Here is a 921-nt window from a genome sequence, read left to right on the forward strand (position 1 = left end):
CAAAACGTTGGCGATAATATAATGAAACAGAAATCACATATTTTGACGGATAGAGTTTTTATTGCTGGACTGATTATTCTAGCCATAAATGACCATTATTTGAAAAGCAACTATCCGAATATGATTACTGGGAAACTTTCGGATTTTGTTGGGCTATTTATTTTCCCAATATTCTTGTCCGTAATACTACCCATAAGAACAAGAGCTAATTATTTCCTAGCGGCATTGATTTTTATAGTTTGGAATTCACCCTTAGTTGAACAGCTTATTCAAGTAGGAAAATCAATAGGTTTACCCCTTCACAGAACCGTTGATCCAACAGATTTATTAGCGTTTATTATTTTACCATTTTCATATCTATATCTGCGGGAATTACAAAAGGAAGAAATCAGAAAAAAACATTTTAGAATTCCTCTGGTAATCGTTTCGTTTATAGTATTGACGTCAACTACACTTGCTCCAAATTTTGGTGCTGACTTAAACAAAAAATATAAAATCAACGCTACAAGATCTGAACTGATTAAGGAAATTGAAAAAATGAATTTGGAATTGATTTATGATGTTCAAAATGAAATCGATACAACATACATCATTCGAAACTTGATTGTTGAGGGGGATACAGTAATTCGACACGCAAACTTCACAATAAAGGAAATTGATGACTACTCTATATTTACTATCAAACAGATAGCAACATATAGGTCACATCCAGCCTTTTTCACCTGGGGACAGCGAAAAAAAATTAAAAAGATTGGTGAGAAGTATATAATAGAAGAATTGAAATGAATACTATCGCCAACACTGGCTAAAAGCAAGCGGGCGGATAATGCTAAATTGAAAGTGATTACCTTTAATAAACCTTGGTCTTGGTGGACAGAGAATCGGGTTTTAATGCCCGCCTGCTCTTAGCCTTGGCCGTTA

At 34.1% G+C, this 921-nt stretch carries 1 protein-coding gene; it reads left to right on the top strand.

The window, feature by feature from the left end:
- Positions 1–786: hypothetical protein (locus ADIS_RS22325; protein ID WP_051113304.1), on the top strand; the 786-nt coding region annotated here is incomplete at its 5' end.
- Positions 787–921: the final 135 nt, after the last annotated feature.

Source organism: Lunatimonas lonarensis, from assembly GCF_000390185.1.
Lineage (GTDB): Bacteria > Bacteroidota > Bacteroidia > Cytophagales > Cyclobacteriaceae > Lunatimonas > Lunatimonas lonarensis.